General features: G+C 62.9%; 25 protein-coding genes, 1 tRNA gene and 4 pseudogenes. 23 read left to right on the top strand and 7 right to left on the bottom strand.

Going from position 1 to position 25635, the window contains the following annotated elements; translation table 11 throughout:
- The first annotated feature begins 72 nt into the window (after positions 1–72).
- Both gmd and AB8Z38_RS02905 read left to right on the top strand, forming a co-directional pair.
- Positions 73–1143, top strand: a complete 1071-nt coding sequence (gene gmd / locus AB8Z38_RS02900; RefSeq protein ID WP_369723052.1) for a GDP-mannose 4,6-dehydratase — start codon at positions 73–75, stop codon at positions 1141–1143.
- A pseudogene (locus tag AB8Z38_RS02905) lies at positions 1124–2056 on the top strand (GDP-L-fucose synthase family protein); the annotation flags it as partial. The gene gmd and the pseudogene AB8Z38_RS02905, both read left to right, overlap by 20 nt.
- Before the next feature lie 168 nt (positions 2057–2224).
- Here the strand turns inward: AB8Z38_RS02905 and AB8Z38_RS02910 are convergent.
- Both AB8Z38_RS02910 and AB8Z38_RS02915 read right to left on the bottom strand, forming a co-directional pair.
- Positions 2225–2626, bottom strand: a complete 402-nt coding sequence (locus AB8Z38_RS02910; RefSeq protein WP_369723053.1) for a formate/nitrite transporter family protein — start codon at positions 2624–2626, stop codon at positions 2225–2227.
- Positions 2627–2697: 71 nt separating this feature from the next.
- Positions 2698–2820, bottom strand: a pseudogene (locus AB8Z38_RS02915) (hypothetical protein); the annotation flags it as partial.
- 157 nt (positions 2821–2977) lie between these two features.
- On the opposite strand from AB8Z38_RS02915, the gene AB8Z38_RS02920 reads away from it, so the two are divergent.
- From AB8Z38_RS02920 to AB8Z38_RS02965, 10 genes and pseudogenes are all read left to right on the top strand, one after another.
- Positions 2978–3430 (top strand): DUF2231 domain-containing protein, encoded by a 453-nt coding sequence (locus tag AB8Z38_RS02920; RefSeq protein WP_369723054.1) that lies wholly within the window; start codon positions 2978–2980, stop codon positions 3428–3430.
- Positions 3427–4761 (top strand): sorbosone dehydrogenase family protein, encoded by a 1335-nt coding sequence (locus AB8Z38_RS02925; RefSeq protein WP_369723055.1) that lies wholly within the window; start codon positions 3427–3429, stop codon positions 4759–4761. Before AB8Z38_RS02920 ends, AB8Z38_RS02925 begins: the two co-directional genes overlap by 4 nt.
- Before the next feature lie 10 nt (positions 4762–4771).
- The gene (locus tag AB8Z38_RS02930) at positions 4772–4975 is read left to right on the top strand and encodes a hypothetical protein (RefSeq protein WP_369723056.1); all 204 of its coding nucleotides are present in this window, start codon (positions 4772–4774) and stop codon (positions 4973–4975) included.
- A gap of 32 nt (positions 4976–5007) precedes the next feature.
- A complete protein-coding gene (locus AB8Z38_RS02935) occupies positions 5008–5178 on the top strand; it encodes a hypothetical protein (RefSeq protein WP_369723057.1) in 171 nt (56 codons plus the stop codon).
- 281 nt (positions 5179–5459) lie between these two features.
- Positions 5460–6859: pseudogene (locus AB8Z38_RS02940) on the top strand (MFS transporter).
- 123 nt (positions 6860–6982) lie between these two features.
- Positions 6983–7831 (top strand): 3-keto-5-aminohexanoate cleavage protein, encoded by an 849-nt coding sequence (locus AB8Z38_RS02945; RefSeq protein WP_369723058.1) that lies wholly within the window; start codon positions 6983–6985, stop codon positions 7829–7831.
- Positions 7832–7942: 111 nt separating this feature from the next.
- Positions 7943–9148: an MFS transporter gene (locus tag AB8Z38_RS02950; RefSeq protein ID WP_369723059.1), complete on the top strand. Its 1206-nt coding sequence runs from the start codon at positions 7943–7945 to the stop codon at positions 9146–9148.
- Positions 9149–9306: 158 nt separating this feature from the next.
- Positions 9307–10536 carry a CaiB/BaiF CoA transferase family protein gene (locus tag AB8Z38_RS02955; protein ID WP_369723060.1) on the top strand — a complete coding sequence of 410 codons (1230 nt, stop codon included), beginning with the start codon at positions 9307–9309 and terminating at the stop codon, positions 10534–10536.
- A 144-nt stretch (positions 10537–10680) separates the two neighbouring features.
- Positions 10681–10896 carry a hypothetical protein gene (locus AB8Z38_RS02960; RefSeq protein ID WP_369723061.1) on the top strand — a complete coding sequence of 72 codons (216 nt, stop codon included), beginning with the start codon at positions 10681–10683 and terminating at the stop codon, positions 10894–10896.
- A gap of 99 nt (positions 10897–10995) precedes the next feature.
- Positions 10996–11388: a RidA family protein gene (locus AB8Z38_RS02965; RefSeq protein WP_369723062.1), complete on the top strand. Its 393-nt coding sequence runs from the start codon at positions 10996–10998 to the stop codon at positions 11386–11388.
- Positions 11389–11627: 239 nt separating this feature from the next.
- Here AB8Z38_RS02965 and AB8Z38_RS02970 read toward each other — a convergent pair whose 3' ends face one another.
- On the bottom strand, positions 11628–12299 hold the full coding sequence (locus AB8Z38_RS02970; protein ID WP_369723063.1) for a TetR/AcrR family transcriptional regulator: 672 nt from the start codon (positions 12297–12299) through the stop codon (positions 11628–11630).
- A 209-nt stretch (positions 12300–12508) separates the two neighbouring features.
- Here AB8Z38_RS02970 and AB8Z38_RS02975 point away from each other — a divergent pair, with 209 nt between their 5' ends.
- From AB8Z38_RS02975 to AB8Z38_RS02985, 3 genes and pseudogenes are all read left to right on the top strand, one after another.
- A complete protein-coding gene (locus AB8Z38_RS02975) occupies positions 12509–13744 on the top strand; it encodes an acyl-CoA dehydrogenase family protein (RefSeq protein ID WP_369723064.1) in 1236 nt (411 codons plus the stop codon).
- 103 nt (positions 13745–13847) lie between these two features.
- Positions 13848–14907: pseudogene (locus tag AB8Z38_RS02980) on the top strand (phosphotransferase family protein).
- A gap of 90 nt (positions 14908–14997) precedes the next feature.
- The gene (locus tag AB8Z38_RS02985; RefSeq protein WP_369723065.1) at positions 14998–15624 is read left to right on the top strand and encodes a LysE family translocator; all 627 of its coding nucleotides are present in this window, start codon (positions 14998–15000) and stop codon (positions 15622–15624) included.
- 89 nt (positions 15625–15713) lie between these two features.
- Here AB8Z38_RS02985 and AB8Z38_RS02990 read toward each other — a convergent pair whose 3' ends face one another.
- From AB8Z38_RS02990 to AB8Z38_RS03000, 3 genes are all read right to left on the bottom strand, one after another.
- Positions 15714–16010, bottom strand: a complete 297-nt coding sequence (locus tag AB8Z38_RS02990) for a GIY-YIG nuclease family protein (RefSeq protein WP_369723066.1) — start codon at positions 16008–16010, stop codon at positions 15714–15716.
- A 211-nt stretch (positions 16011–16221) separates the two neighbouring features.
- The gene (gene argE / locus AB8Z38_RS02995; RefSeq protein ID WP_369723067.1) at positions 16222–17394 is read right to left on the bottom strand and encodes an acetylornithine deacetylase; all 1173 of its coding nucleotides are present in this window, start codon (positions 17392–17394) and stop codon (positions 16222–16224) included.
- Between the two features lie 1005 nt (positions 17395–18399).
- On the bottom strand, positions 18400–19185 hold the full coding sequence (locus AB8Z38_RS03000) for an SDR family NAD(P)-dependent oxidoreductase (protein ID WP_369723068.1): 786 nt from the start codon (positions 19183–19185) through the stop codon (positions 18400–18402).
- A 134-nt stretch (positions 19186–19319) separates the two neighbouring features.
- Here AB8Z38_RS03000 and AB8Z38_RS03005 point away from each other — a divergent pair, with 134 nt between their 5' ends.
- A complete protein-coding gene (locus tag AB8Z38_RS03005) occupies positions 19320–20018 on the top strand; it encodes a histidine phosphatase family protein (protein WP_369723069.1) in 699 nt (232 codons plus the stop codon).
- A 139-nt stretch (positions 20019–20157) separates the two neighbouring features.
- Positions 20158–20925 (top strand): SDR family NAD(P)-dependent oxidoreductase, encoded by a 768-nt coding sequence (locus tag AB8Z38_RS03010; RefSeq protein WP_369723070.1) that lies wholly within the window; start codon positions 20158–20160, stop codon positions 20923–20925.
- A gap of 97 nt (positions 20926–21022) precedes the next feature.
- On the opposite strand, the gene AB8Z38_RS03015 is transcribed toward AB8Z38_RS03010, so the two are convergent.
- Positions 21023–22246, bottom strand: coding sequence for a serine hydrolase domain-containing protein (locus AB8Z38_RS03015; RefSeq protein ID WP_369723071.1), 1224 nt, complete (start codon positions 22244–22246; stop codon positions 21023–21025).
- Between the two features lie 161 nt (positions 22247–22407).
- Here AB8Z38_RS03015 and AB8Z38_RS03020 point away from each other — a divergent pair.
- The 6 genes from AB8Z38_RS03020 (at position 22408) to AB8Z38_RS03045 (ending at position 25564) form a co-directional block, all read left to right on the top strand.
- A tRNA-Trp gene (locus AB8Z38_RS03020) sits at positions 22408–22483 on the top strand.
- Positions 22484–22836: 353 nt separating this feature from the next.
- The gene (locus AB8Z38_RS03025; protein WP_369723072.1) at positions 22837–23106 is read left to right on the top strand and encodes a hypothetical protein; all 270 of its coding nucleotides are present in this window, start codon (positions 22837–22839) and stop codon (positions 23104–23106) included.
- Complete coding sequence (locus tag AB8Z38_RS03030; protein WP_369723073.1) at positions 23103–23612, top strand: hypothetical protein; 510 nt, start codon at positions 23103–23105, stop codon at positions 23610–23612. The genes AB8Z38_RS03025 and AB8Z38_RS03030 overlap by 4 nt, the downstream gene beginning before the upstream one ends.
- Before the next feature lie 637 nt (positions 23613–24249).
- Complete coding sequence (locus tag AB8Z38_RS03035; RefSeq protein WP_369723074.1) at positions 24250–24501, top strand: hypothetical protein; 252 nt, start codon at positions 24250–24252, stop codon at positions 24499–24501.
- 222 nt (positions 24502–24723) lie between these two features.
- Entirely contained in the window at positions 24724–24936 is a 213-nt protein-coding gene (locus AB8Z38_RS03040; RefSeq protein ID WP_369723075.1) for a hypothetical protein, read from the top strand.
- A 424-nt stretch (positions 24937–25360) separates the two neighbouring features.
- On the top strand, positions 25361–25564 hold the full coding sequence (locus AB8Z38_RS03045; protein WP_369723076.1) for a hypothetical protein: 204 nt from the start codon (positions 25361–25363) through the stop codon (positions 25562–25564).
- Positions 25565–25635 lie beyond the last annotated feature (71 nt).

A 25635-nucleotide genomic window follows, 5' to 3' on the forward strand; every position in this document is an offset into this window, starting at 1 on the left:
GGTGTTTCGACGGTGGCGTCGACCGAGATCGCAGTCGCCCGACGCGGGGCGGTCGCGGGAGCAAGGGTACATATGCGTGAGCGGATCGCTCTCATCACTGGCATTACCGGGCAGGACGGCGCCTATCTCGCCGAATATCTGCTGTCGCTCGGCTATGTCGTGCACGGCATCAAGCGGCGCTCGTCCTCGTTCAACACCGCGCGTGTCGACCACCTCTACCAGGACCCTCATGTCGGGAACGTGCCGTTCCTGATGCATTACGGCGACATGACGGACTCGACCAATCTGATCCGTCTGGTGCAGCAGATCCGGCCGACCGAGATCTACAATCTCGCGGCGCAAAGCCATGTCGCAGTCAGCTTCGAGAGCCCCGAATACACCGCCAATGCCGACGGCATCGGCGTGCTGCGGCTCCTGGAAGCGATCCGCATCCTCGGCATGGAGAAGGAGACGCGGTTTTATCAAGCCTCGACCTCCGAGCTCTATGGCCTGGCGCAGGAGGTCCCGCAGAAGGAGACCACGCCGTTCTATCCGCGCTCGCCCTACGGCGTGGCGAAACTCTACGGTTACTGGATCACGGTGAACTACCGCGAAGCCTACGGCATGTTCGCGGCCAACGGCATCCTGTTCAACCACGAGAGCCCAATCCGCGGCGAGACATTTGTCACCCGCAAGATCACCCGCGGTGTCGCGCGCATCGAGGTTGGACTCGAGGAGACGCTCTATCTCGGCAATCTCTCGGCCAAGCGCGACTGGGGCCACGCCCGCGACTATGTCGAAGGCATGCACAAGATCCTGCAAGCGGAGAAGCCTGACGATTTCGTGCTCGCCACCGGCGAGACACGGTCGGTGCGCGAGATGGTCGAACTGTCGTTCGCGCAAGTAGGCCGCCGCATCGAATGGCGCGGCGAGGGCATCGACGAGACCGGCGTCGACACGAAGAGCGGCAAGACCGTGGTGAAGATCGATCCCACTTACTTCCGCCCGACCGAGGTCGATCTCCTGGTCGGTGACGCCAGCAAGGCGCGCGACATGCTCGGCTGGAAGCCGAAGCGAACGTTTGCGGAACTCGTCGCGGAGATGATGGCGAGCGATCTGGCCGAAGCAAAGCGGGACGCTGGCAGTGCCAAACGCACCGTTTGAACTGAAGGGCAGGAGCGTCTACGTCGCCGGCCATCGCGGCATGGTCGGCAGCGCGCTGCTGCGCCGGCTGGCGCGCGAGGAGGTGAATCTCGTGACGGTGGACCGGCGCGAGGTCGATCTCTGCAACCAGGCCGCCGTGTTCGACTGGTTTGCGAGAACGCGGCCGCAAGTCGTATTCCTTGCCGCCGCCAGGGTCGGTGGCATCGTCGCGAATGCCACGCTGCGCGCCCAGTTCATCTACGATAACATCGCGATCGCAGCCAATGTGATCCAGGCCGCGCATCAGAACGGGGCCGAGAAGCTGATGTTTCTGGGCTCCTCCTGCATTTATCCGAAGCTGGCGCCGCAGCCGCTGCGCGAGGACTCGGTGTTGACAGGCCCGCTGGAACCGACCAACGAGCCCTATGCGATCGCCAAGATTGCGGGCATCAAGATGGCGGAGGCCTATCGCAGCCAGTACGGCAGCGACTTCATCAATGTGATGCCGACCAATCTCTACGGTCCCGGCGACAATTATCACCCCGAACTGAGCCATGTCGTCGCAGCGCTGATCCGGCGTTTCCACGAGGCGAAGCTCGCGGGCGCCAAGAGCGTCGTGGTGTGGGGCACCGGAACGCCACGGCGCGAGTTCCTCTATGTCGACGACATGGCGGATGCCTGCGTGCACCTGATGAAGACTTATTCGAGCGCGGAGCTGGTCAACATCGGCACCGGCGAGGACATCACCATCGCCGAATTCGCTCGCGTCGTCGCCGAAATCGTCGGCTACAGCGGCGAAATCAGTTTCGACACCTCGCGGCCCGACGGCACGCCACGCAAGCTGCTCGACGTCAGTCGTCTCGCAAAGCTCGGCTGGCGCGCGACCACCTCGCTTCACGACGGCTTGAGGCGGGCGTACGAGGCCTATCTTGCCGCCCCAAATCTCTCCCTGCCTCATAGCACCCAGCTGTTCAGCGCAATTATTTCGTACCCTTCTCCTCGCGATCTTCGCGGGCGCGATCGACGGCGCCGCCTTGCGGTTGTCAGCTCACCTTCACGCCAGGACGATGATCGATCTGACATCTCGTTCAAGCTCGGCGATCTATTCCCTGTGGTCGTCGATTTCGGCTGCGACCTGTCCATAATTCAGCAGGGCGACCAGGGTCGTTCCGCCCAGGATGTTGCCGAGCAGGGTCGGTAGAAAGAAGTCGAAGGCGTACTGAGTCAGGGACGCCCTGCCGCTTTGCACCAGGAAGGCGCACTCGACGGAGCCGGCGATGATATGCGCGAACTGGCCGAGCGCGACAACGTAGGGCATCACGACGACGATGTGCGCGCGAGATCCCTTGGTGGCTGGAAGAAGCCACGCCATCAAGGCGATCAACCAGCCCGCAAAGATCCCCCGGACGAGCGTCTTCCCGAATGTCCCCTCGACGGTGCGGCGGCTGAGATCGAAGAAGGCATCCAAGATGCGGGGTTCGAAGATGCTGGTGTGAGCGAGCACGGATCCGACCCCCAGGTTCCGGCGATGTTCGAGGCGAGAACCAGGACCCACAGCCTGAGTACGCTCCCCAAAGTGCCGAGATCCCGGTTGTGCAACAGCGGCAGGATCGGTGTCAGCGTGTTCTTGGTGAAGAGTTGTTGGCGTCCCAGCACCACGATAGCCGAGCGGGGCAACCAGGCGGCGAACCGCTTCATCCGAGATCAGCGTGGGATTTCAAGGCGGCGAAGCTCGCCCGGTTCCTGTGAGTGTCTGGTCGCTCTGAGCCGTTTGCGGCCTACGGAAGCCCAGGAACCTTCGCGCCGAGCAAGAGTTGGCCGCAGGGACGGGGCGAAAACTCACACGAGGCCAACCGTGCAAGAAGCTGTGCGCGTGCGGTCCACCGCACAAATCGCAGGCCATCCGATTCATCCGATGCTGGTGCCCATCCCGATCGTGTGCTTCATCGGGGCATTGCTGACCGACATCGCCTATGTCGTCAGCGCCGAGATCATGTGGGCGGATTTTTCCGCCTGGCTCCTTCTCGTCGGCGTCATCTTCGGCGTGCTGGCCGCCATCGCTGGCCTGACTGATTTCCTTGGTAACCGCCTGGTGCGAGCGCAGCCGCCGGCCTGGCCGCATCTGATCGGCAACGCGGTGGCGCTGATCCTCGCGATCATCAATGCGCTCATCCATACGCGCGACGCGTGGACCTCGGTATGGCCGTGGGGGCTCGTTCTCTCAGTCTTGACTGTCCTGATCTTGCTGGTCACCGGCTGGCTCGGCTGGGCCATGGTGTACCGCTACGGCGTCGGAGTCGCGCGATGACCTTCCCATTTGCCCGCGCACTGCTGTGCTCCTCGCTGCTGTGTCTTGCCGGCTGCAACGACGGCAGCGGCGATCCCAAGGCGCAAATCGGCGCCAACCCCGTGCTGCCTGACATCCAGCAATATCTGCTGCCGCCGATGCACATCGCGCGGATTGTCGGCTGGAAGAAGGACGAGACGCCGACCGTTGCGCAGGGCTTGCAGGCCAAGGCCTTTGCGACCGGCTTGCAACATCCGCGCTCGCTCTATGTGCTGCCCAACGGCGACGTGCTGGTGGTGGAATCCAAGGCGCCGAAGGCCGCGGCGATCAAGCGGCCGAAGGAAATCGTCATGGGTTTTGTCGAGTCCTGGGCGACATCCGGCGGCGATCCCGGCGAGAGCAACCGCATCACGCTTCTGCGCGACAGCAATGGCGATGGCGTGCCGGACACGCAAAGCGTCTTCCTCGACCATCTCAACTCGCCCTTTGGCGTAGCGCTCGTCGGCAACGATCTCTATGTCGCCAACACCGATGCGATCGTCAAATATCCCTACACCGAGGGCGATACGAAAATCACCGCACCCGGCACCGTGCTGACGCCGCTCCCGGGCGGACCGATTGATCATCACTGGACCAAGAGCCTGGTGGCGAGCCCCGACGGTTCAAAACTCTACGCCGGCGTCGGCTCCAACAGCAACATCACCGAGAATGGGTTGGAGGCCGAGCACAATCGCGCCGACATCCTCGAGATCGACCGCGCCACCGGCCGCTGGCGGATATTCGCGAGCGGCTTGCGCAATCCGAACGGTCTCAGCTTCGAGCCGCAGAGCGGCGCGCTGTGGGCAGTCGTGAACGAGCGTGACGAGCTCGGCCCCGATCTGGTCCCCGACTACATGACATCGGTGAAGGATGGCGGCTTCTACGGCTGGCCCTACAGCTATTACGGCCAGCACGTCGATCCCCGGGTCAAGCCGCAGCGCCCCGATCTCGTCGCCAAGGCGATCGTGCCGGATTACGCGCTGAGCTCCCACGTCGCGCCGCTGGGCCTTGCCTTCGCCACCAGCGCCAGCCTGCCGAGCGCTTATCGCGGCGGCGCCTTCGTTGGCGAGCATGGCAGTTGGAACCGGCAAGTCTTGAACGGCTACAAGGTCGTGTTCGTGCCGTTCAGCAACGGCAAGCCGAGCGGGCCGGCGCAGGACGTCGTCACCGGATTCCTCAACAGCGACAACCAGGCGCGTGGCCGGCCGGTCGGAGTCGCCATCGACAAGACCGGTGCGCTGCTGGTTGCCGACGACAGCGGCAACACGGTTTGGCGGGTGACAGCCGCGCAGCCGCAGGTCACGCAACGATAGGAGGTGGATGATGGGCCTTGCTCAATACGCGATCGTGCCGGTCGAGGACGAATGGGGCGTGCTGCACGATGGCAACGTCAACGGCAAATACGCCACCAAGGAATCGGCGTTCGAGTCGGCGGTAGCGGCCGCCTCGCTGGCGCTCCGCCAAGGGCACGAGGTTCACGTCAGCGTACCCGGCCGCGAGAAGGGCGACAACGCGCTCGGCATATAGGGCCTGCGCACGTGCAAGAGGAGGAGGCCGCGATGACCAAGCCTCGTGAGCCGAATGGCATCGAGCCGTCCCGGTCTGAGGACGACATCCAACGCGATCAGCTCGGTCCGCGTGGCGTGCCGGGCGCGCCCGATCCGACCAAGATGACCCCGCAGCGCGAGAAGAAGACCCCGAAGCAGGTCGATCCCGGCCACACGGCCTGAGACCCCCGAACAGCTAGCCAGCACCTCACACGGCGCAGATGCGCCAACGTTCGTCGCCTGCGCCCGGATGCTCCGCAGGGCGCACATAACATCATGTTAGGTTTCCCGTATAACAGGGTAATTGTGTTACCTGGCGGCAGGCCTATTCTCGCACGCAATCGGACACGTATCGGCAGTGACAAGCGCTCCGCGAGCTGGCGCTGCGCGCCCGGTGAGTGCTGACCAATTTCGACGAAGCCCGCCAACGGGACGTCACGCAACCAGGTGGAGGAATTTCTGAGATGACCACGACGCGCGCGATTCATGACACGGGCCAATCCAGAAAGGCCGCTGCGAGCGGCTGGATCGGGTCGGCTCTCGAATATTATGACTTCTTCATCTACGCGACCGCCGCGTCGCTGGTCTTCCCGCAAATCTTCTTCCCGTCTCAGAATCCAACTGTCGCGATCGTGGCGTCGCTGGCGACCTATGGAGTCGGGTATGTGGCCCGGCCGATTGGCGCGTTCGTCCTCGGACATTGGGGCGACACCCATGGCCGCAAGACGGTTCTCATTGTCTGCATGTCCTGATGGGCATCTCCACGATGGCGGTGGGTATCCTGCCGACCTACCAGCAGGTCGGCATCCTGGCGCCAATTCTGCTCGTCATTCTGCGCCTCGTGCAGGGATTTGCCGTTGCCGGCGAGATCTCAGGCGCAAGCTCGATGATCCTGGAGCACGCGCCGTTCGGTCGGCGCGGTTTCTACGCCAGCTTCGCCCTTCAGGGCGTGCAGGCCGGACAGATTCTCGCCGCAGCAATCTTCCTGCCCCTGGCGGCCTATATGCCGACCGAGGCCTTCAACAACTGGGGCTGGCGGATTCCCTTCCTGCTCAGCTTCTTCGTCATCGTCGCGGGCTACATCATTCGTCGCGAAGTCGACGAGACCCCTGCCTTTGCCCGCGAGGGCGAACGGGGAGAAACGCCGCGGGCGCCCATCGTCCAGGCTATCAGGCTGAGCTGGCGCGACATGCTCAGGGTCATCTGCATGGCGCTGATGAACGTCATTCCGGTGGTTGCGACCATCTTCGGTGCGGCCTATGCGGTCCAGCCCGCCTATGGCATCGGCTTTGCCAAAGACGTCTATCTCTGGATCCCGGTCCTCGGAAATATGCTGGCCGTGTTCGTCATTCCCTTCGTCGGCAATCTCTCCGACAAGGTCGGTCGCAAGCCTCCGATCATCGTAGGCGCGCTTCTCTCCGGCTTGCTCGCCTTCTGCTATCTCTATGCCATCAGCATCAGGAATGTGCCGCTGGCAATAGTGGTGTCGCTGCTGATGTGGGGCGTGGTCTACCAGGGCTACAACGCGATCTTCCCGAGCTTTTACCCGGAGCTGTTTCCGACGCGCACCCGCGTCTCGGCCATGGCGATCTCGCAGAACATCGGAACGACCATCACCGCATTGCTTCCCGCCCTGTTTGCGACCGTGGCGCCTCCCGGCTCGACCAACATTCCGTTGACGGTGGGGGCGATCGCCTTCGCCATCACGGTCATCGCGGCGCTGGCGGCCCTGACCGCGCGGGAAACCTATCGGATCAGGATCGACGATCTCGGCAATCCCAATGCCGTTCCGATGCCGCGGGCAGATTATGACCGGCAGCGTGCCGACGCCGCGGTGAGCGGGGCTGCCACGGTTCGGACCTGAGGGGTATGGTAGAGGCAACTGCCGCCGCGATCGATGATAGTCGCGGCGGCAGGGCCTCACTGGAGAGCCAGACTGCCGATTCGAATTTGGTGCGCGTGAGCGCGATCGATATGAGGTTGCAAGATGAACCCTGCTGTCATTGCCGTCGCGATCACCGGCTCCGTTCCGCGCAAGAAGGACAATCCCGCGGTACCGATCTCGCCGTCCGAGCAGATCGACTCGACGCACGAGGCCTTCGAGGCCGGCGCCACGCTTGCGCATATCCATGTTCGGAACGATGACGAGACGCCGTCATCCGACCCGGAGCGGTTTGCCTTGGTGCAGGAGGGGATCAGGAAGCACTGTCCGGGGATGATCGTTCAGTTCTCGACCGGCGGGCGCGGCCGCGATCCCTCGGCGCGCGGATCATCGCTCTATCTGAAGCCGGACATGGCCTCGCTGTCCACCGGCTCGGTCAACTTTCCGACCATCGTCTATGAGAACAGCGCGGCTCTGGTCGAGACGCTCGCCACCAGCATGAAGCAGGGCGGCATCCGTCCGGAGATCGAGATCTTCGATCTGTCGCATCTGCACGGCGCCCGCCGCTTGATCGAGGCCGGGCTGATCGACGCGCGTCCGCACGTGCAGTTCGTCATGGGCGTCAAGAACGCGATGCCGGCCGACGAGCATGTCCTCGACATCCTGCTGGGAGAGCTCAGGCGGCTGATTCCGAAAGCGACCTGGACCGCGGCCGGGATCGGCCGCCATCAGGCCGAGGTCATGGGATGGGCGCTTGCGCGGGGCGCCGATGCGGTTCGCACCGGGCTCGAGGACAATATCAGGATCGACAAGACGCGCTTGGCCGCCAGCAACGCGGAGCTCGTGACCATCGCCGCCGCGGCTGTCACCCGCCACGGCCGCCGCGTGGCGACTGCGGCCGAGGCGCGATCCATGCTCGGGATCGCGGGGGAGCGACGCGCGTCCTTGGCCTGACATGCTCCCGGCCGCCTTCTGCCATTCGGCAGCCGGCGTTCCGCTGCGCCCAAACTCCCGCTATGACGTGTCTGCGCGCATCGCATGATCTGGCGCAGGCAACGGGGCGGAATGCGGTTTCTGAAAACTGACGGCAGGCTCTTCACCGTCCTGGTCGTGCTTGCAATCACCCAGCTCATCGGATGGGGCACGATCGGCCTTCCGGCCGTCGTGGGCCGCGACCTTGCGGCCGATCTCGGCCTGAGCCTGCCGGCGGTGTTCGCCGGCAGTTCGGTCCTCTATGTCACCATGGGGCTGTGCGCGCCCTGGCTCGCCAAGGCTTTTGCGCGGCACGGCGCGCGCAGGGTGATGATGGCGGGCACGATCGTTGCCGTGCCGGGTTACGTCGTTCTCTACTTTGCGCGCGAACCGATGCTCTATTTCGCCGGCTGGGTCATTCTCGGCATGGGCGGCAGCGCGACGCTGTCGACCGGCGCCTACATCATGCTCAACGAAGTTGCCGGACGGCAGGCCAGGAATGCGATCGGCGCGCTCATGCTGGTGACGGGCCTGTCCAGCAGCATCTTCTGGCCGACCACCTCGTTCCTCAGCGGTCATTTCGGCTGGCGCATCACCTGCCTGGTCTACGCGGCCATGCTGATCCTGGTCTCGCTGCCGCTCTATGCCTTCGGCGCACCGCGCCGGAGCGTGGTGAAGCAACACGGCGGCACCGCAGCAAAGCCCGCCGCCGCGCCCGCGATTGCGAGAAGCACGTTCAATCTCGTCGTCTGCGCGATCACGCTCAATGCCTTCGTCAATTTCGGCCTGGGCGCCATCCTGATCGAGCTGTTGCGGGCCGAGGGCCTCGGGCCGGCGCAGGCCATCGCGTTCGGCTCGGCGCTCGGCGTGATCCAGGTCAGCGCCCGCGGGCTCGATTTCCTCGGCGGCGCGCGGTGGGACGGGATCACGACCGGGCTTGTCGCAGGCACGGCGCTCCCTGTTGCGATGCTGCTGCTGATGATGAGCGAGGGGTCGACCTGGGCGGTCGCGGTCTTCATTCTGCTTTACGGCGCCGGCAGCGGCGCAATGGCGGTGGCACGCGCGACCATCCCGCTGGTGTTCTACGACCAGGCCGAATTCGCCAGGGCGATGTCGATGATCGCGCTGCCGCTCAATTTCGCCTCCGCGATCTCGCCACCGCTTCTCGCCGGCTTGCTGACCGAGTTCGGCAGCCGCGGCGCGCTTGCGCTGACGCTGGTGTGCTCCTGCGCAACGGTGCTGATCCTGGTCCTGCTCGGCCGCCGCCGTCCGCACGCGGCGGCAGCCACCGCGACCTGAGGCAATATCGCGGCGCGGAAATTCGCTGATGCTTCTGCCGCGGGGGATGGCCGTATGCTGCCAGTGCAGTGCTCAGGGCGCCAAAATGGTGTATCCGCAGGGAGCGCGGCCCGCGATCTCGCCGCCGCGCCAAGATTCAGTTCCCGGAGGACATCGACATGTCGGCCTTGCCGCTCTCAGGCATCAAGATCCTTGACCTCACCCGCGTGCTCGCCGGGCCCCTGTCGGCCCAGATGCTGGGCGATCTCGGCGCGGAGGTGATCAAGATCGAGCGGCCGGGCACCGGCGACGACGCACGCGCCTTCGGCCCGCCTTACCTGACCGATCCCGAGGGCAAGGCGAACAACAACAACTCATTTTATCTCTGCGCCAACCGCAACAAGAAGTCTGTCACCATCAACATCGCCAAGCTCGAGGGGCAGGCGATCATCCGCGAACTCGCCAAGGACGTCGACGTCTTCATGGAGAACTACAAGTTCGGCGATCTCAAGCGCTACGGCCTCGACTACGAGACGATCAAGGCGATCAACCCCGGCATCATCTATTGCTCGGTGACCGGCTTCGGCCAGACCGGCCCCTACGCGCCGCGCGCCGGGTACGACGCCATCCTGCAGGCGATGGGCGGCCTGATGAGTGTCACCGGCCATATGGACGGCGAACCGGGCGAGGGCCCCATGAAGGTCGGTCCCTCCATCGTGGACTACATGACCGGCATGAACACGTCGATCGGGATTCTCTCGGCGCTCTATCACCGCGACGCCAATGGCGGCGTAGGCCAGCATCTCGACGTCTGCCTGCTGGACACCGTGATCGCCTCGCTCAGCCATTGGCTGCAGATTTACCTCGTCAACGGCACGACCCCGCCGCGCCGCGGCACCTGGGGCAATGGCGGCATGCCGGCCGGCGTGTTCCGCTGCACCGACGGCGAGCTGATGCTGGTGGTCGGCAATGACGGCCAGTTCCAGCGCACCTGTGCGGTGCTTGGCGAGCCCGAGCTCGCCAATGACAAGCGCTTCGTCAGGAACAACGACCGGGTCGTTCACGGCAAGGAGATCATGGCGATCTTCGCAGGCCTGTTCCTCAAGAAACCGGTGGCGTACTGGCTGGAGGAGCTCGAGAAGGCCGGCGTGCCCTCAGGTCCCATCAACGATTTCTCGCAGGTGTTCGCCGATCCCCACGTCCAGTCGCGCGGCATGCGGGTCAAGACCGAGCACAAGTTCGAACCGCAGCTGTCGCTGATCCGCAACGCGCTGACCTTCTCGGAGACCCCGATCGAAACCTATCGTGCGCCGCCGCTGCTGGGTGAGCACACCCAGGAAGTTCTCGGCGGCAAGCTCGGCTACGATGCCGGCAGGATCGAGGCGCTGAAGCGGCAGGGTGTGATCTAGCTCCATCTTGCCGGCTTGCTTGTGCGAGGCTTGCGCACAATCCCCAGATGATTCCGGTCCGTAGTCGACACGGCTTCCACTTTTCGCCCGACTCTGATTCGATATTGATCATCCGATGCATCAGCGTTCGGGGGGAACAAACAAATGTCCTACACGATCGGGTTTCAAGCCAGGAACCAGAAGGCAGTTCTGGCCACAGAGGCGGCCACGGCCAACCAGGCCGTCGCCATTGTTGCCGCGCTGCGGCAAAGTGCCGAGGAGATAAAGTTCATCCGCTCACCGCAGGAAGGCGACATGGGCATCGAGATGCTGCTGTTGCTCGCCAAGGAAGAGGCCGAGGAGATGCCGCAGCGGGTCTAGCCCCGCGGTTGCGGTCACATTTCGATCGGATGCGAAACATGCCGACTGCAACATAATGTAGTCAGGCGCTCATCTCGCTCGAACCGAAGGTGGCCGCCCATGAAACGCGAAGCGCTCCGCGTCGAACCCATCTCGACGTTCCTCGACCGCTGGAAGGCGCCGACCTCGCCGGTGACGCGCGCCGGCAACATGATCTTCGTTGCCGGCCTGCCGCCGTTCGATCCTGACACGGGCGAACTCGCGCAGATGCCGATCGAGCGGCAGAGCGAGCTCGTCATCGAGCAGATGAAGCTATGCCTCGAGACGGCGGGCGCGAGCCTCGACAACGTGATGAAGTGCAATGTGTATTGTACGTCGACAAAACACTTCGCCGCCTTCAACGCGGTCTATGCGCGCTATTTCCCGATCGATCCGCCGGCACGAATTTTTGTCTGCACGCCGGAATGGTTCGGCCCCTTCGATATCGAAATCGACTGCATCGCGATGATGTGACCATAGCCGCCGCAGCGCCAGTGCGCTTCCTCGCCCCGCTTGCGGCACGGCCATCGCATATGAGGCAGATTTCTTTGTGGCCATCCTTCGAGACGCCCGCCTTTGGCGGGCCCTCAGGATGAGGACCGAGTTTGCGGCAACAGGTTCAACGGGCTCCGATTGCCGCTTAGCCTCCTCCTAAGGAGACCGCGAAGCGGTCGTCTCGAAGGACGATGCGTGCGCGCCGTCGCGCTCCTGCGTCAGCGTGCGTCTCTCGCCAGCGCGCGCGCCGGTGCCTTTACCCCCGTCCGTCCGCTGGTCAGCGCCATCGTCGCCACGCTGACCACACGCGCAACCACGTCTTCGACGTCGTCGAGGTCGCACTTGCCTTCCGACAGCTTCGTCAGCCGTTCGCTCTCGCGGATGGTGTGGTGCGCCATCGCAAGTGCGAAGTTGAGGCCCCAGTAGATCTCGACGTCGCTGCGATCGGGCAGGGAGCGGCGCATGGCGCCGACGAATTTGCGCAAATGGTCGATCTCGCGGTTCTTGATGCGGCGGATTGGCGGCACGGATTCGATCGAGGCGCGGATCATGAAGCGCGCCGCGGTCGAGCGCTGGTTCTCCGGGCCCAGGCAGCCGCGCAAAGTCGGGCCGACCAGGGCGCGCAAGATCACCTCGATCGGCGCGCGGCCGCCGCCTTGCTCCTCCGCGGTTTTCAGTTCGTGCAGGCGTTCGCGGTTGGTTGCGATCGACCGGGTGACGAACAGCTCTGCGATCAGTTCGTCCTTCGAACCGAAATGATAGTTCACTGCCGCAAGATTGACATTCGCCGCCGCGACGATGTCGCGCAGCGTCACGTCGCCAAAGCCGCGATCGGCGTAGAGCCGTTCCGCGGCGGCAAGGATGGAGGTCCGGGTGTGATCGCTGGCCATGGATGCCCTCAGCGAGGGAGTTGCATTTCAAACACTTGTATGAAACTATCGTTTGAAGGTCGGAAAAGTCAATCCGCAATCGGGACTCGTTCGCAACAAGATCGGTTCCGTAGCCTCGCAAGCTGCGCATTCATGCTTGCGGGCCGCGCGCGGCGGAACGACAGTCCGGCGCAAAAGCGATCTGTGAAAAGAGAACCGAGGAGCGTCCCATGGATTTCGATCTGTCCCCCAAGCAGAAGGAATGGCTCGACCGCGTGCAGTCCTTCATGACCAGGCACGTGCGTCCGGCGGTGCCGATCTACAATGAGCAGGACAAGAGCGGTGATCGCTGGAAGGTGATCCCGGTGCTGGAAGAGCTCAAGAAGAAGGCGAAGGCCGAAGGCCTCTGGAACATGTTCATGCCGCCGAACGAGCATGAGGACGATGAATTCCGCGGCGCGGGATTGACCAATCTCGAATATGCGCTGCTGTCGGAGCAGATGGGCCACATCTCCTGGGCTTCGGAAGTGTTCAACTGTTCCGCGCCCGACACCGGCAACATGGAAGTTTTCATGCGCTACGGGTCCAAGGAGCAGAAGCGCAAATGGCTGCGGCCGCTGATGGACGGCGAGATCCGCTCCGCCTTCCTGATGACCGAACCGGCGGTGGCATCGTCGGACGCCACCAACATCGAGACCAGCATCGCGCGCGACGGCGATCACTACGTCATCAACGGCCGCAAATGGTGGTCGTCGGGCGTCGGCGATCCCCGCTGCAAGATCGCGATCCTGATGGGCAAGACCGACTTCAAGGCGGCCAAACATCAGCAGCAGTCGCAGATCCTGGTTCCACTCGACACCCCCGGCATCAAGGTGGAGAAGATGCTCCCGGTGTTCGGTTTCGACGATGCGCCGCACGGCCACGCCCAGGTGCTGCTCGAGAACGTGCGGGTGCCGAAGGAGAACATCCTGTTAGGGGAGGGCCGCGGCTTCGAGATCGCGCAGGGCCGCCTCGGTCCGGGCCGTATCCATCACTGCATGCGCACCATCGGCAAGGCCGAGGAAGCGCTGGAGAAGATGGTGAAGCGGCTGATGTCGCGCACCGCTTTCGGCAAGAAGATCGTCGAGCATTCGGTGTGGGAGCAGCGCATTGGCGAAGCCCGCACCAACATCGAGATGACGCGCCTGTTGTGCCTCAAGGCCGCCGACATGATGGACAAGGTCGGCAACAAGACCGCGCAGGCCGAGATCGCCATGATCAAGGTCGCAGCACCCAACATGGCGCTGAAGATCATTGACGAGGCGATCCAGGCCTTTGGCGGCGCCGGCGTGTCCGACGAGGCGGGCCTTGCCAAGGACTATGCCGGCATCCGCACGCTGCGGCTCGCCGACGGTCCGGACGAGGTGCATAATCGCGCCATTGCCAGACTTGAAGTTCGGAAGTATGCAAATTCTCCCGCGCGCTAATCAAATGGGGGAGAGCGCAAGCCGCTCTCCGCGCCGTCATTCCGGATTCGCCTCTTCGAGGCGCCCCGGAATGACGGACAAAGAAAAATGAGGGAGCGTCACATTGGCTGACGGCGTCAGGAAAGACGAGGAGTTCTCGGGCACCAAGCCGGTCGAGGAGCGTCATCGCTTCGACGAGATGCGGCTCGAAGCCTGGCTGCGGGACAACGTCGACGGCTATGAGGGGCCGCTGGTCGTCCTTCAGTTCAAGGGCGGCCAGTCGAACCCGACCTACCGGCTCGACACGCCGAAACGTTCCTACGTGATGCGCCGAAAGCCGTTCGGCAAATTGCTGCCGTCGGCCCACGCGGTCGATCGCGAGTATCGCGTGATTGCGGCGCTGGGAAAGCAGGGCTTTCCGGTCGCGCACGCCTATGCGCTGTGCCAGGACGACAGTGTCATCGGGGCCGCTTTCTACATCATGTCGATGGAGGAGGGGCCGGGTGTTCTGGGATCCGTCGCTGCCGAGCCAGACGCCGGAGGATCGCCGAAAGATATTCACCAGCAAGATCGAGACGCTGGCCAAGCTCCACATGTTCGATCCGGTCGCGATCGGGCTTGGCGATTTCGGCAAGCCCGGCAATTATTTCGCGCGCCAGATCGACCGCTGGACCAAGCAGTACCGGGCCTCCGAGACCCAGATCATTCCGGAGTTCGAGAAGGTGGCCGAATGGTTGCCGAAGACCGTGCCGGAGCAGGCGCGTGTCTCGATCGTCCACGGCGACTACCGTCTCGACAACATGATTTTCCACGCGACGGAACCCCGCGTGCAGGCCGTGCTCGACTGGGAACTGTCGACACTCGGCGATCCCATGGCCGACTTCACCTATCTGTTGATGCAGTGGGTGATGCCGGGATTGCAGGGTGTCGATCTCAAGGCGCTGAACATCCCGAGCGTCGAAGAGGCCGCGCAGATCTATTGCAACGTCACGCGGATGAGCGTGCCGGATCTCAACTGGTATTTTTCGTACAACCTGTTCCGGCTCGCGGGCATCACGCAAGGCATCGCCGGCCGCATCCGCGACGGCACCGCCGCCAACGCCAAGGCGCTGGAATCCGCCAAGCGCACCGTGCCGCTGTCACAGGCGTCATGGGACTACGCGCAGAAGGCGGGCGCGGTTTGAAGAATCCAAAGGCGCGGCTGACGGCCGCGCCTTTGCTTGCGTTCCTCTCGTGTCCGGGACACGGGACAGAATGACGAGAGAGCTGCCCGCATGATCGACCACACCACGCTAATCACCTACATCCTCATCGTCCTCGGCTTTGTCTTCATTCCAGGTCCGGCGACACTGCTCACCATGGCGCGTGCCGCCAGCTCGGGAACCAAGGTCGGCATCGCGACGGGCGCGGGGATTGCGGCTGGTGACGTGGTCCACACCACCATGGCGATCGTCGGCCTCTCTGCGATCATCGCAACTTCGGCGCTCCTGTTCAGCGCCGTCAAATATGCGGGCGCAGGCTTCCTGATCTATCTCGGCATTCGCGCCATGCTCGACAAGACGCCGCTTGAGGTGAATGGCGGCGCGCCCGCGATCAGCGCAGCGCGGGCATTCCGGCAGGCCGTGTTGACCGAGGTTCTTAATCCGAAGACCGCGCTGTTCTTCCTTGCGTTCCTGCCACAGTTCGTCCGGCCGGAACACGGCTCGATGACGCTGCAGCTCGCGCTGCTCGGCGCTGTCTTCGTGTTGCTCGGCCTCGTCAGCACGGTGGTGTTCGCCGTCGGCGCCGGCCGTCTTGGCAATTTGCTACGTCGCCATCCAGCCGTCGTGAAATGGCAGGGCAAGGTGGTCGGGACCATCTACTGCGCGATTGGCGTGCGGCTGGCTTTGCAGGAGCGCTGAGGCGTGGGGCGGATCAGCAATTCTTCAGTCGCTCTCGTGTCCCGGACGCGGTGCAGCGCGTAGCGCTGCTCCGCAGGGCCGGGACCCAGTCACGTCGCCAACGTATTCAGTTCGTCCGTAAGATCGCGCCAATCCGGATTGAGTTCTTCGATCAGCTTGAGCTTCCACGCGCGTCGCCAACGCTTCAGCGAATGTTCGCGTGAGCGTGCCTCGAGTACGGACTCGAAGGTTTCGAAGTAGACAAGCAAGGTCACGCCATATTTCTGCGTGAAGCCGGGTACGAGTTTGGCCTTATGCTCGGTCATTCGCCGAGTAAGGTCATTGGTAACTCCGACATAAAGAGTTCCGTTTCGTTTGCTCGCAAGGATGTAAACGAAAAAGGACATGTACACGCAATCGCTGGTTATATACGTCCCGACTTAAGATTGCATATTTGAACGGCGTCGCCAAGTGCTGGGTCCCGGCTCTGCGGAGCGTCACTTCGTGCCGCACCGCGTCCGGGACGCGAGATCGCATTTCCCGGCGTCTATATTCCGTCGTGGCGAGATGCGTGAGCGTTGCTGCGCAGAGCCGAGACCCAGGAATTGCGAACTCCGCTTACCCCTTCGCGCAATGCGCGATCAGCTTCTCCACGAACACCGCGCATTTCTCCAGCTCCGCCATCTCGACGAACTCGTCCGGTGTATGCGCCTGGGCGATGGCGCCGGGGCCGATCACCACTGAGGGGATATCAGCCATGCTGGCGAACAGGCTCGCCTCGGTGCCGAAGGCGACCTTGGCGTGGTCGTTGCGCCCCGCGAGGCTCTTGGCCAGCGTGACGATCGCGGCATCCGCCGCGGTGTCGAGAGCGGGATAGTCGAGGATCTCCTCGAAATCGATGCCGCACTCCGGATGTCGCGCCTTAATTGCCGGTTCGATCTCGGCCTTGGCCCAGGCGACGATCGCATCCGTCACCTCCCTGGACTCGGTGATGCCGATGCCGCGGCATTCGAAATCCACGGTACAGGTGTCGGGCACGATGTTCAGCGCCGCGCCGCCATGCACGATGCTGGTGAGCAGGGTCGAGTGCGGGACGTCGTAGAGGCTGTCGGTTGATTTGGTGGCCGCAAGTTGCACCGCGCGCCGGCGGATCTCGACGATCAACTCGGCGGCATATTCGATCGCGTTGACGCCGTCAGGCGCGATCGAGGAGTGGCGGGCGAGGCCCCTGAATGTCGCGCGGACGCCGTGCTTGCCCTTGTGGCCGATGATGACCTTCATCTCGGTCGGCTCGCCGATGAAGGCGCCGAGCGGCTTGATCGGCTTCTTCGCGACCTCGCGCAGCATCGGCCGCACGCCGACGCAGCCGATCTCCTCGTCATAGGAGATCGCGAGATGAATTGGCGTTTTGAGCTTCGCTTGCAGCATCTCCGGCACCATCGCGAGGCACACGGCCACAAAGCCCTTCATGTCGGTGGTGCCGCGGCCGTAGAGCTTGCCGTCGCGCTCGACCAGCTTGAACGGATCATGGCTCCAATCCTGGCCCACGACCGGCACGACGTCGGTATGGCCTGACAGCACCATGCCCGGCCGATCTTCGGGGCCGATCGTGACCCACAGCGAGGCCTTTTCCCCAGTCGCGTCGGTGATGCGCTCGCTCTTGACGCCGAGCGCGGCGAGGTAGCTTTCGATATGCGCGATCAGGGGCAGGTTGCTGCGGTCGCTGATGGTGTCGAAGCCGACAAGGTCGGCGAGGAGATTGCGGATACGGTCGGGTCTTGAGCTTGGCATTGTCACTTCTTGTCAGGAATTGCAGAGGATAGGTCGCTTGCATGAACCATACCAAGGCAGTAGCTGGTCGGGCAAATCAACATCTCAAGCGTCATTCCGGGGCGATGCGCAGCATCAAGCCCGGAATCCATTGGCCCGCATCATCTGCTGCGAAATGGATTCCGGCTTCGCGCCTTCGTCGTACCCCGGAATGACGACGGATGCTACCGGCCCTTGCGTTGCCCGACGGGCAAAACACCCAGGCTGCTGGTCAACCCGTGCCGTCGAAAATATTCCACTTTACCGAAATTCGGAAATGGCGTATCTGTCGCCGCAACCCGGCCCAAGGAAGAGGGGCGATCGCGATCGTCACGACGCGGGCCGGGCGGCGGTGGACGTGGGTCACATCGGCGCGAAGGGTTTTGCAGGGCGGGCGGCCGTGAGCAAAACCGTCGCGCGCACGACCGGTGTGGTTCGCGTACGGCAAAATCGTGTGGTCCTGGCGCCCGGGGTCTGTGCGCCAAGTCTTGCGGTGATGTGTGTGGCCCGACCGGGCAGGCACATCAGTCAGCCGTGAGGCGACGGGGGCAATAGTGCATCGCTCCCCGGGGAGAGCGCGACATAAGCCGTCAAACCACTGCGCAGGGAAGGCCGTGTGTTGGGCTTCACCTGTATGCCGCTGTGCAGATTTCTTACCGCAACTTCGCACAGTGGACCGCGGGTGCCAGCCGGCACCCGGTCTTCCCTGCGCCCTCTTTCGTTTGGGGGTGACGGCGACGAGCAAAACTCGGGCGAACAGGCCGCGAGGATGCGAAGGTGTGTCTGCAATTGAAATGCGAATTGAAGCAGCGACAATGTCACCCACATTCCGTCATTGCGAGCGCAGCGAAGCAATCCAGAATCCCTCCGCGGAGACGGTCTGGATTGCTTCGCTACGCTCGCAATGACGATGTTGAAGCAGTTGGGCGCAGAAACCGCGGTCGCGTGCACCGGACGCAGCACGCGTCGGGGACACGAGAGCCCCTGCTAAACCGGCTTCCCCGCATACGGCATCGACGCCGTCAGCCCGCCGTCCACCGGGAATGCCTGGCCGTTGACATACGACGCCTCGTCGCTGGCCAGGAACAAGCCCATGGCGGCGAGCTCGTGCGGCTGGCCGGGGCGCTTGAGTGGATTGAGCTGGCCGATCTTGTCGGCGGTGCCGCGCTCCTTGGCGCGATCGAAGATCGGCTTGGTCATGCCGGTTTCGATCAGGCCGGGGCAGACCGCGTTAATGCGCACGCCGGTGCCGGAGAGCGAATAGGCGGTGGTCTGCACCAGCGAGATCACGCCGGCCTTGCTCGCGGCATAGGGATGACCGCTGGCGCCGGCCTTGAGACCCGCGACGGATGCGGTCAGCACGATCGCGCCGGACTGTTGCTTCACCATGTGCGGCATTGCATGCTTCACCGCGAGGAACGGGCCGATCAGATTGATCCGCAAAACTTCCTGCCATTGCTCGACGGTCTGCTCTCCGAGCGGCACCAGCCCGCCGCTCACGCCGGCATTGGCCCAGATCACGTCGAGCCGGCCATGCGTCGTCACCGCCTTTTCGATCACGGCGATGACGTCCGGCTCGGAGCCGGCATCCGCGACCATGGCTTCGGCGATGCCGCCGGCCTTTTTCACCTCGTCCACGGTCTCCTTCACCGCCTCGGTGCGATCGACCGCGATCAGCTTGGCGCCTTCTTTGGTGAACAGCAGCGCAGCCGCGCGGCCGATGCCGCTGCCGGCGCCGGTGATGATGACGGATTTGCCTTGCAGGCGGCCCATGCGTTTCTCCCTCGTGCTGCTCGCGCGACGCTTGCCGCGCGATGGAATTTCAAACAAGATTTCAAACGGTAAAGTGTCTTGAGACACGTTCGCTACTGACGTACAGCGACATCACACCGGATGGAAGGGTTTCGATGACAGCCGCAGACAAGCCGAATGTGGTCACGACACGGTGGTGGTGGGTCCGCCACGCGCCGGTGCGCAACGACGGCGGCAACATCTACGGCCAGACCGACATCGCCTGCGATACCAGCGACACCTACGTGTTCAACGCTGTTGCCAAGGTGCTGCCGCGCAATGCGGTGTGGTATTCGAGCAACCTGATGCGCACGCACCAGACCGCGGAAGCGATCTGGGCGGCCGGCTTTCCGAGGCCGGCGACGATGACGTGGGAAGCGGACCTCGCCGAACAGAATCTCGGCCGATGGCAGGGCATGAACCGCGCCGCATTCATCGCAAGCCGCCCGGTGGGCTCGAGCTGGTTTGCCGACATCAACGAGCCCGCGCCCGGTGGCGAGAGTTTCATGGATCTCTACAACCGCACCCGCCGCACCGTCGAGCGCATCAACCATGATGCCGCCGGTCGGGACGTCATCGCGGTCGCGCATGGCGGCACGATCAAGGCCGCGCTGGGATTGGCGCTCGATGGCCAGCTCGAGAAGGCGCTGTCGTTCGACATCGACAATTGCTCGATCACGAGGCTGGACTATTTTGCAAGTTCCGAGCGCTCGGTCTGGCGACTGCCGATGGTGAACCAGCAGCCGTGGATCGCGGACGATGCGCATGCGGAGATGCATCAGCTCGCAGGACCGGAAGTCAAGAAGCTCGCCTGAGCGAGCTGTCATTCCGGGACGGTCCGCAGGACCGGGCCCGGAATCTCGAGATCTCAGGTGCGCAATTGCGCACCATAGTTCGATGTTTTGCATCGCTGCGTAACGACAATGAACACGACAATTGATCTGGGAGAGAAACATGAACTTGTTCGACATGAAGGGCAAAGTCGCCGTCATCACAGGATCCACCCGGGGCATCGGGCTTGCGATTGCCGAGCGGATGGCCGAGCACGGCGCCAAGGTGGTGATCTCCTCGCGCAAGGCCGACGTCTGCGACCAGGTCGCCAAGGGGATCAACGACAAGTTCGGGAAAGGCACGGCGGTGGCGATCGCCGCCAACATCTCGTCGAAGGAGAATCTGCAAAACCTCATCGACGAGAGCAACCGCGCCTTCGGCAAGATCGACGTGCTCGTCTGTAATGCAGCCTCGAACCCGTATTACGGTCCGCTCGCCGGCATCTCCGATGATCAGTTCAGGAAAATCCTCGACAACAACATCGTCGCCAATAACTGGCTGATCTCGATGGTGGTGCCGCAGATGATCGAGCGCAAGGACGGCTCGATCATCATCGTGTCCTCGATCGGCGGCCTCAAGGGCTCGACCATTCTCGGCGCCTACGCGATCTCCAAGGCCGCCGACATGCAGCTCGCGCGTAACCTGGCGTGCGAATATGGCCCGCACAATATCCGCGTGAACTGCATCGCGCCCGGCCTGATCAAGACCGATTTCGCCAAGGCGCTATGGGACAACCCGGAGAACCTGAAAGCTTCCACCGCGCGCTCGCCGCTGTTGCGCATCGGCATTCCGGACGAGATCGCCGGCGCAGCCGTGTTCCTCGGCTCGAAGGCCGGCGACTTCATGACCGGCCAGACCATGGTGATCGACGGCGGCGCGACGATTAGTTGAGGCGATAGAGCGTCATCCCGGGGCGCGCTTAGCGTGAACCCGGGATCTCGAGATTCCGGGCTCGGTTCTGCGGACCGCCCCGGAATGACCCTTCGGGTCAATCCACCGCCGCGTAAACCAGATCGCGCACCAGCGTGCGCGTGTAGTCGCGCTGGCCCGGGCCCTGGCTCATGAACACGACGAACAGGTCCTCTTTCGGATCGATCCAGAAGAACGTGCCCGCGATGCCGCTCCAGAAATACTGGCCGACGCTGCCGGGGAACGGGGCGATGCCGGCGTCACGGCGCACGGCGAAGCCGAGGCCAAAACCGTGGCCGGGCGACAGAAGCGTGCCGTTGGTCACCACGTGAGGTCCGAGGTGATCGGACGCCATCAGCTCCAGCGTCTTGCGGCCGATGATCCGGTTGCCGTCGAGAGCCCCGCCATTGCGCAGCATCAGCGCGAAGCGGGCGTAGTCCATGGTGGTCGAAACCAGCCCGCCGCCGCCGGACTCCATCACGGGCTGCTCCAGCATGTTGAACAGCGCCACCTTGTCGCCGGTCCAGGGGTCGGCGGCGAAGGGCTCGGCGAGGCGGCCGGCGTTGGCCTCGGCCGTCGCGAAACCGGTCTCGGCCATCTGGAGCGGCGCGAGGATGCGGTCGGTGAGGTAGGCGCCGAGCGATTTGCCGCTGATGACCTCGATGATGCGGCCGAGGATATCGGTGGAGCGGCTGTAGTTGAACTCGTCGCCGGGATGGCAGACGAGCGGAAAGCTCGCCACCAGCGCGGCATGCTCGGCATTGGTGATCTTGCGGCTGCGCACCCGCGAATCCTGGTAGAGCTTGTGGACGGGGCCGTCGCCCTGGTGCTCGTAGGTCAGACCCGAAGTGTGGCGGAGCAGGTCCTGCACCGTCATCGGCCGCTTGGGCGGAACCAGCTCCAGCTTGCCGCCGCTGACCAGCCCGACCTTCTGGTCGGAGAATTCGGGGATGAATTTTGCGACGGCGTCGCTCAGGAGCAGGTGGCCGTCCTCGACCAGCGCCATGATACCCACCGACACGATCGGCTTGGTCATCGAGAAGAGCCGGAAGATCGAATCATGCGCCATCGGCGCCGTGCCCGACGGGCTCTGTTTGCCGATCGCCTCGAACCAGCCGACCTGGCCACGCCGGCCCACCAGCACGGTGACGCCGGGCACGGTTCCCTTGTCGATCTCGCGCTTGAACGCATCCGACATCGCCTGGAGGCGGGACCGCGACAGCCCCAGCGTCTCGGGCTTGGCCTCGGGCAAAGGCGGGGTTTTCGGCGCGATGGCGGCGTGAGGGGCGGCTGTGGCGGTCATGTTCACTCCCGGGGCACTTTATCCTTGGTAGCGAACTGTGGCCCAGAAGCCGCGGCACAGACAAGCGAGGCCGACGCGCTTCACCCTTGCAATCCGTCCTTGCAATCCGGCCGCCCCTTGTGCTTGAAAGCGCCCTTGATCCGCGGCGACGCAGGGTCCGTAGGAGTGTAGCTCAATTGGTAGAGCACCGGTCTCCAAAACCGGGGGTCGCAGGTTCGAGCCCTGCCACTCCTGCCAAGCAATCTCAATGACTTAGCAGGAATTCGACGGGGCCGCGCTACCGGAAAATTGGCCCTAGGTAGCGCCCGGGTAGCAGCGCGATAGTTGTCCGCCATCTCCAGCAGGTCGGCTCGTTCCAATCTTTCGCCAGTTCCGGTTCAGCCGCTCGATGCGCCCGAGCTCGTCGATGTCGTGCCGGACTTTCGCGACCGAACCGGGACGGGAGTGGCTTTACGAGAAATTAGGACCGATTAGGTCTTATCCGTCGTTCGACTAGATCGCCCAAGTCAACTCTGCGAAGGTCGGGTACCGACATCCTTCCGCGCCACATAGATACTGCGTAACATAGCCGCGAAACGCCGCGAGGTTGCATGCCATCTGAAAAGAAAATTAAGATTGAGTTCGTGCCAGGCCAAATCGTTGAAGGCCACGAAGTGAGTGTGGACGAGTCGACTGAGAAGTGGAGCGAATATATGCTGTCCGATGGTACCGTCTTGCGCGGTAAGATCACGATCATCGGCGCCGTCAGGGTCGAGGGCCATTGGGATCCTCAAGGAAACCCCATGTACCAGATGAACATGGCGCCCACGGTCGTAATTTCGAGTTCTCCTGACAGGTTGAAGCAGAGAACAGGCAAATGAGATTGCGCACTCAAACCAACAAATTGGTTACTCAATACGCGGTCAATGCTTGTGCTCTCGAAAAGGTTCGGGAGACTGAGCAGTTTAGCCTGCTAACTGGGGCTTCCTTTGCGCCGATCGAATGTCGCACCATCTCATTCATGGGTTATCAGACCATCGGCCTGACGGTAGTGTGCGAGATGGACAGCACAAAGGTGCTGGTAGATCACGACTGGGCACTCTTCCAGGAGCTGGTGCGGCAATGGCATAGTCAGCGGGGCACAACATCTTCGCCGCTCGACATGGCGATGTGTCCTGCCTATCAGCAAATGCTCGCAATGGGCGAGCGCGCTGTACCTCTTATTCTGAAGCAATTAGAGCTTGAAAGCGATGACCCAGATCATTGGTTCTGGGCACTGAATTTTCTTACCGGTGAAGATCCCGTCCAAGATGAAGATCGCGGAAATATGAGAAAGATGAGTGCCGCATGGCTGCGCTGGGGCCGCAACAACCTACTTGTGATTTAACCGGGGGAAGTTGGAGGCAGGCTGACCATCCAAAACTGAATGACAATAATGGTCGCGTCACCAGTCCGAAGAAAAACTCCTACAACTGCATAGCTTGGGCCGCCACCGGGTCTACGGAGTCCGAGTGGTGGTGGCCCACGCTTCCGGGCATGCCAAAAGTTAGCTATTGGCCGCCTGAAGCGCCATCGGAACTCACGATCTCAGCGTTCGAAAAGGCCTTCCAAAGCGTGGGTTATGCCAGCTGCAAGGATGGCAAGCCTGAAGAAGGATTCGAGAAGATCGCACTTTATGCGAAGAAAACTCCATCCGGACCGATCCCAACTCATGCGGCCCGCCAACTCGCTGGTGGGAAGTGGACGAGCAAAATGGGACCCCTTCAGGACATAGAGCATCACAAGCCGGGGCACGTGACAGGCCCCGTATACGGAGCAGTAGTTGGTTACATGAAGCGGAGGCTTCAGGACCCTCTGACAACCGCGGAGGACGCCGGTCCTTCGCAAGCTAACGAAAGCTGATAGCCCGAAGATACTAAGCTTATCCCATTTTCCACACCCACGACGCGCAGTAGCTCTCGCGCGCTCCGAGGCCCAAGCCATTGACGATTTGACTCTCGCCGGCGCCTCGTTTGGATGGCGGCATGAGCAAGGCGGAGAACCGGGCGGCTGCGAAAGCCTATCACCAGGAGCAAGAACGGAAGCGCCGAGAACTAGCACGGGCTGAAGCTATCAAAGCGGACCTGGTCGAGCTCGAGCGGCTTCGGCGCTACCTGATGTTCGGCAAGAAGGTCGGCGAACCGGCGCACGAGCTCATCGACGCAATTGATGACTATGTGCAGAAGCTGACCGGTGACCGCACGACGCTCCACACGCATAACCATCGGTGCGGATAATGGTCCCCCGGAAGCTGCGGCAAGCGCTGCGCCCCTTAGGAACTCGCGCCCGGGACGCTGCTTGATGTTTGCCGGCTTGCCCCAGAGCTGGCAGAGCGGCCCCGGCGGTAACCCCATCTCCCTTGAAGGCCGGGGCCGTCTCTCCGCCTTGACGTGGAGCTGTCTGAAGAGACAGGGTACTGTCCCATTCTTGTGTTTTCTATTTTCCTCCGAGGTGTTTCCATGGCCAAAACGAATTGTTTGATTGTCCGGGCCTACGGCAGAAAACTGGATCATCTGCGTGGTGAAGCCTCCCGCATTGCTGGGGGAAGCAAGGCCGATTGGTGGGTCGAGCGAGCTGACAAGGGCACGAGATTTTGCTTCGACGATGCTGCTGCCAAGAATTCCTTCGCCTTGATCTGCGAAAACTCCGCCGTCCCGTGCCTTGAAGCTTAGGCCCGCCAGCGTTAACCAAGGCGCCTGAGGCTCGCCCTCTCAGCTCTTGTGCCGCTGCCTCCGTGATATAGTCCCTGGCATGCGTCTCCGACACTTTGCAATACAGATGCTGGTCTATTGGCTGTCAGTCGCCCTCGGCTTGTATCTGATTGCAACTGCGACCAGCGTAGCGGTGCTTTTGCTGATCATAGGCGGCCTTCTACTCGGATGGCTTTACTGGTGGGCCATTTTACGCGTCCGATGGGACATGCAATGGAAGCGTGACAGGCTTCGTCGCATCCGCGAAATCCAAGCTAACTCTAATCAGTTCTGGAAGGAGCCGCCGGGTCAACATGCAGCCGATGGGCAGCACAGGGTTGGCTTCTAGGCCTGGGGACATTGACCAACAGACTTGCTAAAGTCGGCCAATTCCCGGGAGGCTCTGGTGAAAGACGTCAGTTTTTGGATTGCGACGCTTGCCGCCTTTTCATCTGCGGTTCTTGGAGTAAGCGCTGGAGTGCTGAGAATGCGTGACAATGAGGACAAATTGATCGACGATCTAAGGCGGCAGTCTCACCTCGCTGCATGGGCAGCAGCCTTCGCTGGCATATCTGTGCTCGCGCAGGCGATCGAACGAATGTTGAAGTAACAGCCAACCGTTCAGATCTTGCGATCGTCGACAGGGCAACACCGCGGGGCCGCAACCTCGCTCCCCCTACT

The organism is Bradyrhizobium sp. LLZ17, from assembly GCF_041200145.1.
In the GTDB taxonomy this organism is placed as follows: domain Bacteria; phylum Pseudomonadota; class Alphaproteobacteria; order Rhizobiales; family Xanthobacteraceae; genus Bradyrhizobium.

What these genes read in the sequence shown, in the direction of transcription:
- AB8Z38_RS03015 (WP_369723071.1), bottom strand. Translation starts at nt 22,246, where the DNA reads ATGACCGCCACAGCCGCCCCTCACGCCGCCATCGCGCCGAAAACCCCG.
- AB8Z38_RS02930 (WP_369723056.1), top strand. Translation starts at nt 4,772, where the DNA reads ATGGGCCTTGCTCAATACGCGATCGTGCCGGTCGAGGACGAATGGGGC.
- gmd (WP_369723052.1), top strand. Translation starts at nt 73, where the DNA reads ATGCGTGAGCGGATCGCTCTCATCACTGGCATTACCGGGCAGGACGGC.
- AB8Z38_RS03025 (WP_369723072.1), top strand. Translation starts at nt 22,837, where the DNA reads ATGCCATCTGAAAAGAAAATTAAGATTGAGTTCGTGCCAGGCCAAATC.
- AB8Z38_RS03035 (WP_369723074.1), top strand. Translation starts at nt 24,250, where the DNA reads ATGAGCAAGGCGGAGAACCGGGCGGCTGCGAAAGCCTATCACCAGGAG.
- AB8Z38_RS02945 (WP_369723058.1), top strand. Translation starts at nt 6,983, where the DNA reads ATGAACCCTGCTGTCATTGCCGTCGCGATCACCGGCTCCGTTCCGCGC.
- argE (WP_369723067.1), bottom strand. Translation starts at nt 17,394, where the DNA reads ATGCCAAGCTCAAGACCCGACCGTATCCGCAATCTCCTCGCCGACCTT.
- AB8Z38_RS02965 (WP_369723062.1), top strand. Translation starts at nt 10,996, where the DNA reads ATGAAACGCGAAGCGCTCCGCGTCGAACCCATCTCGACGTTCCTCGAC.
- AB8Z38_RS03005 (WP_369723069.1), top strand. Translation starts at nt 19,320, where the DNA reads ATGACAGCCGCAGACAAGCCGAATGTGGTCACGACACGGTGGTGGTGG.
- AB8Z38_RS02935 (WP_369723057.1), top strand. Translation starts at nt 5,008, where the DNA reads ATGACCAAGCCTCGTGAGCCGAATGGCATCGAGCCGTCCCGGTCTGAG.
- AB8Z38_RS02975 (WP_369723064.1), top strand. Translation starts at nt 12,509, where the DNA reads ATGGATTTCGATCTGTCCCCCAAGCAGAAGGAATGGCTCGACCGCGTG.
- AB8Z38_RS02990 (WP_369723066.1), bottom strand. Translation starts at nt 16,010, where the DNA reads ATGTCCTTTTTCGTTTACATCCTTGCGAGCAAACGAAACGGAACTCTT.
- AB8Z38_RS02985 (WP_369723065.1), top strand. Translation starts at nt 14,998, where the DNA reads ATGATCGACCACACCACGCTAATCACCTACATCCTCATCGTCCTCGGC.
- AB8Z38_RS03000 (WP_369723068.1), bottom strand. Translation starts at nt 19,185, where the DNA reads ATGGGCCGCCTGCAAGGCAAATCCGTCATCATCACCGGCGCCGGCAGC.
- AB8Z38_RS02925 (WP_369723055.1), top strand. Translation starts at nt 3,427, where the DNA reads ATGACCTTCCCATTTGCCCGCGCACTGCTGTGCTCCTCGCTGCTGTGT.
- AB8Z38_RS02970 (WP_369723063.1), bottom strand. Translation starts at nt 12,299, where the DNA reads ATGGCCAGCGATCACACCCGGACCTCCATCCTTGCCGCCGCGGAACGG.
- AB8Z38_RS03030 (WP_369723073.1), top strand. Translation starts at nt 23,103, where the DNA reads ATGAGATTGCGCACTCAAACCAACAAATTGGTTACTCAATACGCGGTC.
- AB8Z38_RS02955 (WP_369723060.1), top strand. Translation starts at nt 9,307, where the DNA reads ATGTCGGCCTTGCCGCTCTCAGGCATCAAGATCCTTGACCTCACCCGC.
- AB8Z38_RS03010 (WP_369723070.1), top strand. Translation starts at nt 20,158, where the DNA reads ATGAACTTGTTCGACATGAAGGGCAAAGTCGCCGTCATCACAGGATCC.
- AB8Z38_RS02950 (WP_369723059.1), top strand. Translation starts at nt 7,943, where the DNA reads ATGCGGTTTCTGAAAACTGACGGCAGGCTCTTCACCGTCCTGGTCGTG.
- AB8Z38_RS03040 (WP_369723075.1), top strand. Translation starts at nt 24,724, where the DNA reads ATGGCCAAAACGAATTGTTTGATTGTCCGGGCCTACGGCAGAAAACTG.
- AB8Z38_RS02960 (WP_369723061.1), top strand. Translation starts at nt 10,681, where the DNA reads ATGTCCTACACGATCGGGTTTCAAGCCAGGAACCAGAAGGCAGTTCTG.